Origin of the sequence: Wolbachia endosymbiont of Mansonella ozzardi (assembly GCF_020278625.1) — a bacterium.
Lineage (GTDB): Bacteria > Pseudomonadota > Alphaproteobacteria > Rickettsiales > Anaplasmataceae > Wolbachia.
This window is the reverse complement of sequence record NZ_JADAKK010000044.1, coordinates 1,472-6,350: the sequence shown is the minus strand read 5'-3', so window position 1 is coordinate 6,350 and position 4,879 is coordinate 1,472. Positions and strand designations below refer to the sequence as shown.

The window sequence follows — 4,879 nt, the reverse complement described above, 5'->3', positions numbered from 1 at the left end:
AAGCAGATAGAATGGACAATTTTAATGTTACTCAAGACAAAATAGATAGGAAAAAAAATATTGTATTAGAAGAAAGGAAGATGAGATTTGATAATAATCCTAACAATTTGCTATGGGAAGAAATGAATAGTGCATTTTACCGTACTGGCTATGGCAGATCTGTTATCGGCTGGGAAAGCGACATTAGAACTTACAATCAAGATGATGTGATGAGGTTTCATGACAACTATTACCACCCAAACAATGCAATACTGCTGATTGTTGGTGATGTGGAATTTGATGAAGTAGTGGAACTAGCAGGAGAAAAATATGGGGAAATTAAAGCCAAACCTACAACTAGGCATTACCCAAATCAGGATCCAGAACATAATGCAGATCTATCAGTAACTTTGGAAAGTACTGAAGTAAAAGAACCAGTTTTGTATTTTCGTTATCGTGTTCCCTTATTCAAGAACATAGATGAAACCTCAGCTGTTAATTTGGCAGTTGAAGTGTTAGGGGGTGGCAAATCTAGTAAACTATATAAGGATTTGGTTCTAGATAAAAGTGTAGCAGTATCAGTATCTACTTATTATAGTGGTTTAGCCTTTAGTGATAGCTACATTGATATTGAGGTAATTCCAAAAAGCGGAATGAAGTTAAACGTTATTGAAAGAGAGCTAGATAATGCTATTAATAACTTTATTTCCGAAGGAATAACGAATGAGGAATTGCAAAGCGCAAAGTCTAAACACAAAGCAGCACAGTTTGATAAGCTATCTGACTTAACTAGTATAGCAATGTTCTATATACCACATCTAGCACTTGATATTCCACTTGATGAGATAGATATTTCATACAGTAAAATTAATGATGTTAATTTAGAGAATGTAAATAACAAAATTCGCACTATCTTTTCTACTAACAAATTAGTCGGTCGTTTGCTACCAAAAGGAGGTAATAATGAAGATAAGTAAATTTGTATTTCTACTTTTTTTCTGTCTAGGCTTTAACTTACAAGCAAGCAGTAACCTAAATATAGAGGAGGTTACTACCCGTAAAGGATTTAAGTTTTTATTTGTTGAAAATTGCGATTTACCAAAAGTTTCACTAAATATATCGTTCAAAGATGCAGGCTACGCGTACGAGAACGCCGAAAAACAGGGGCTTACTTGGGTTACTTCTCTTATAATTCAAGAGGGGGCAGGAAAAAATGATGCCAAAGATCTTGCGAAAAAGCTTGAAGATAAAGGGATTAGTTTAGGTTTTATTGCCGATTTAGAAGCATTTAGGGTTTCATTAAATACTCTGTATGAGAATTTAGAGGATGCAGTTTCGTTACTAAGTGACGCTATAATGCGTCCTAAAGTTGATCCTAAAGGATTGAATAGAGTTTTCGAAAAAGCAAAAGTTACTTTTAATAATCTTGAAAAAGACCCTTATTTTGTTGCTAGAAAAGAACTAGAGGCATTGTTATTTAAAAAACATCCTTACTCAAAAAGTAGATATGGAAGTCTTGATACTGTAATGAGCATTACTAGAGATGATATTTTATCATACATGAAGCACAATTTTGCTAAAGACAACATGGTTATTAGTGTTGTCGGTTGCGCAACAAAGGAAGAAATTAGTATGCTACTGGATAAATATTTATCTAAATTACCATCAAAAAGATCAAAAATTAGAAAAATGCCTGTAAAAAATGACTTTGGTCCTGCAGAAAGCAAGAGAATTTTTATGGATATACCACAGAGTGTCATAATTTTTGCTCAGAAAGGTATGGCATATGAAGACCCCAATTATTATAACGCTAGTGTCTTAATTGATGCGCTTGGCGGCATGGGGCTAAACTCAATACTAATGAAAGAATTGAGACAAAATCTGGGTATTACTTATGGCGTTAGTGCAAGCATTATTCCCGAAAAACATGGAAGTGCTATATTTGGATTTATGGGTACTGATAGTTCTACTGCTAGCAAAGCTATATCAGCGGTAAAAGACGTATTGAGTAAGGTAAAAAAAGAGGGAATTGACGAACAATTGTTTAAGGATACAAAAACCAGTTTAGTAAATAACCTTACCTTTTTTCTATCCAATAATACAAATACAGCAATACTGCTGGATGATATACAAATAAATGATCGTGATGTTAATCGTATAAATAATTATACGAATATCATTAATGACGTCAAATTAGAGGAAGTAAACAAATTGGCAAGTTCTTTATTAGATCCTGAAAATTTATTTTTTGTTGAAGTTGGCAGAGATGCTCAAAGTAAATAATCACTATAATATGAATAAGTTTTTAACTATATTTCTTCACAATTTTAAGTATATAGCTAATTTCGACGTTTAGGCGAAAAACAATACGAAAGATACTACAAAAAGGAACAAAAGAGTTATGATTACTTTGTTAAATCCTTTGGTAACAATATTTTCTTCTATCAACACAGTCATGCTTGTAATTGTTAAGTTGACATATATCACAAGTCAACAAATAGGCATGGTAGGTATAATGCTCGGTAATATTGGTGCAGATGTTTTTTTCAGCTCAACGCCCCTGATGTCAAGTTTATACTCTTTTTTTTAACTACTTTAGAGAAAAGAGCCTATATAAAAAGTTTAACTATGAGAAGACATTGGAAGCGAAAAGAAAGGATAAACATAGAATTCAAGGCATCTGCTAGATATTCTGTGCGATGTGTTATTTTTAACTAGTGCTGCAGTTTATATTGCTTTATTTAGTAATTCCGTAACTCTTTTTGCTACTGCACCTCTCGTTACACTGGGTTGTGTAGTGATGATTGGCAACATAACTAACTCCATTTACCGTCAAGTTAAAGACTTTAAAAATCATCTTTCAGAATTTTCAAAAGAGGAACAGAGGGAGCTGTACACAGAGATGAAAAAGGAAATAAATTCATCACGTTTTTATAAAACTATAGCAAAAGCTCTACCTAAAATGGTAGTATTAGCAAAACTACATGCTGATGCGGAGAATAAAGAAAAGGTGGAAAGAAGTTCAGCATTTAAAAGAAGTGCTGAAAGAATGCAATTGCAAATCAACAAACAGTGATATAGCTGATAAAAATAGCAAAACTATTAAAACGAAAAAAGAAAAACATATAAAACGAAAAAGCTCCAACCCTAAAGTTCCAACACACCTTTCTTTAGGTAAAGATGTGGTTGAAGAAAGAGAAAAAGAAAGCAACACTTCACGGTCCCTCTAGTGTGCTATCTTAGCTGCTATTAACCTCACTGCTTCCACGTAGCACTTATGTTCCTCAGCTAGAATACGTTCTGAGAGGTTTTGGATATTATCGTTTGGTAACACTGGCACAGCAGCTTGAGCTATTATGGCTCCAGCATCAACTTCAGGAGTGACGTAATGTACGGTACAACCTGTAATTTTTACACCTGCTTTCAGAGCTTGCTCTTGAGCATTAAGGCCCTTAAAAGATGGAAGTAAAGAGGGATGAACATTTATAACCTTATTACGCCATTTACTCAGAAAGTCAGCTTTTAGAATTCTCATAAACCCTGCAAGACAAACCAAATCAACCTTGTGTTGCACGAGTATTTCGTGAATTTTATTAGCATCAAGTGGTTTACTTCCAACAACAAATGCTGAAATTCCTGCTTGCTTTGCTATTTTCAGGCCAGCAGCCTCACCATTATCTGTGATAACGCACACAACTTCTGCAGGAAAACTGTAATCTTGACATGCTTTTATCAACGACTGCATGTTTGATCCTCTGCCTGAAATGAGTATTCCGAGCTTTATTTTTTTCATTGTAGCACAATTAATTTAGTGTGAAATTTTATATTAACAAAACAGCTCAAAAAGAAAACCTATTTTATAGCGAAAAGGGTGCGTACAGCTTTTTCTGTTATTAAGTGAGCCTTCTAATTTTAGGTTTTGCTGGACAGCATTCAGCCAAAATTAGCCCTGATGTTGAAGCATATGGGCAAGTATATTAATATAGGAATACACTTTTGTAACTGCATTATTATTTATTTAACAAAGTATTAGTATAATCTATTCACTGGATTAAACGGAGAAAATTTAATGAGCAAATTACCACACAACGCGAAAATAAGTAGATCTCAGGTTACTCAGTGGGAAGTAATAAAAGATTGCGAATATGCTGATAATTGCCTGTCAAAAATAGTAAATCTATATGTCATTAAAATGGCTCGGCTGTCAGATTTTTATGCAAGTGACGAACCTGAAATCAACACCATCCTGGCAAGAATAAGTGTAACAAGTGAAAATGTATTTTTAAATAAGGCTGCTGCTATTGAAATTATGGAAGATATTTTTCCACACAAATTCAATAGTAAGAAGAAAAACAACATATCAAGGTTAGAAGATTTGTATAACTATTTATGCTCTGTTGTTAGCAATAGCCTTCCAAAAGAAATGCTTGAAAGCCTAGTAAGAGAATATAAGGATGCTGTTAACTTATTTAAGGCAATTACCTGATTGAACGCAGCGTTTCCAGGGCTCTGTTCTCTATTTCATAAATGCCGCTTTCAAGACTTTTATCTATCAAATATATGGTAGACAGGTAAGTTTGCCGTTTTTTTACAACATTGATAGTTAAGGTGCCAGGAGTGATAGTAACTGAATTTGCAAACAATGTGATGCTTTTGTCATTATGCCCTTTACACTTTTTTAGGATGGTAATTGGCTCAAGTTTAAGCTCAGCCTGTAGCACTTTTTTTGTTACATAAATACTCGATAGAATAACTTGGTATATCAACCACGGTATATAACTTACCAGCAACTTACAAAATGACAATCTACTTGTACCATTTAGGATTTGACTGAAGGAACTTTCAGCATCTATCAATCGTTTAAAGATAAACAACGTGGATATAGAGGAAAATGCCCCAC

The 4,879-nt window shown here is 33.8% G+C and carries 7 protein-coding genes; 5 read left to right on the top strand and 2 right to left on the bottom strand.

The window, feature by feature from the left end:
* The 4 genes from IHO40_RS04475 to IHO40_RS04460 form a co-directional block, all read left to right on the top strand.
* Window positions 1-956, top strand: a 956-nt coding sequence (locus tag IHO40_RS04475) for a M16 family metallopeptidase (RefSeq protein ID WP_410543362.1), incomplete at its 5' end; no start/stop codon positions are given.
* Window positions 943-2,262 (top strand): M16 family metallopeptidase, encoded by a 1,320-nt coding sequence (locus IHO40_RS04470; protein WP_225536952.1) that lies wholly within the window; start codon window positions 943-945, stop codon window positions 2,260-2,262. The genes IHO40_RS04475 and IHO40_RS04470, both read left to right, overlap by 14 nt.
* A gap of 418 nt (window positions 2,263-2,680) precedes the next feature.
* Entirely contained in the window at window positions 2,681-3,055 is a 375-nt protein-coding gene (locus IHO40_RS04465; protein WP_225536951.1) for a hypothetical protein, read from the top strand.
* Complete coding sequence (locus IHO40_RS04460; RefSeq protein ID WP_225536950.1) at window positions 3,018-3,209, top strand: hypothetical protein; 192 nt, start codon at window positions 3,018-3,020, stop codon at window positions 3,207-3,209. Before IHO40_RS04465 ends, IHO40_RS04460 begins: the two co-directional genes overlap by 38 nt.
* Here IHO40_RS04460 and purN read toward each other — a convergent pair.
* A complete protein-coding gene (gene purN, locus IHO40_RS04455; RefSeq protein WP_225536949.1) occupies window positions 3,206-3,772 on the bottom strand; it encodes a phosphoribosylglycinamide formyltransferase in 567 nt (188 codons plus the stop codon). The genes IHO40_RS04460 and purN overlap by 4 nt on opposite strands.
* 276 nt (window positions 3,773-4,048) lie before the next feature.
* Between purN and IHO40_RS04450 the strand changes: the two genes are divergently transcribed.
* Complete coding sequence (locus tag IHO40_RS04450) at window positions 4,049-4,465, top strand: hypothetical protein (protein ID WP_225536948.1); 417 nt, start codon at window positions 4,049-4,051, stop codon at window positions 4,463-4,465.
* Here the strand turns inward: IHO40_RS04450 and IHO40_RS04445 are convergent.
* Window positions 4,458-4,879, bottom strand: a 422-nt coding sequence (locus tag IHO40_RS04445; protein ID WP_225536947.1) for a Na+/H+ antiporter subunit E, incomplete at its 5' end; no start/stop codon positions are given. The genes IHO40_RS04450 and IHO40_RS04445 overlap by 8 nt on opposite strands.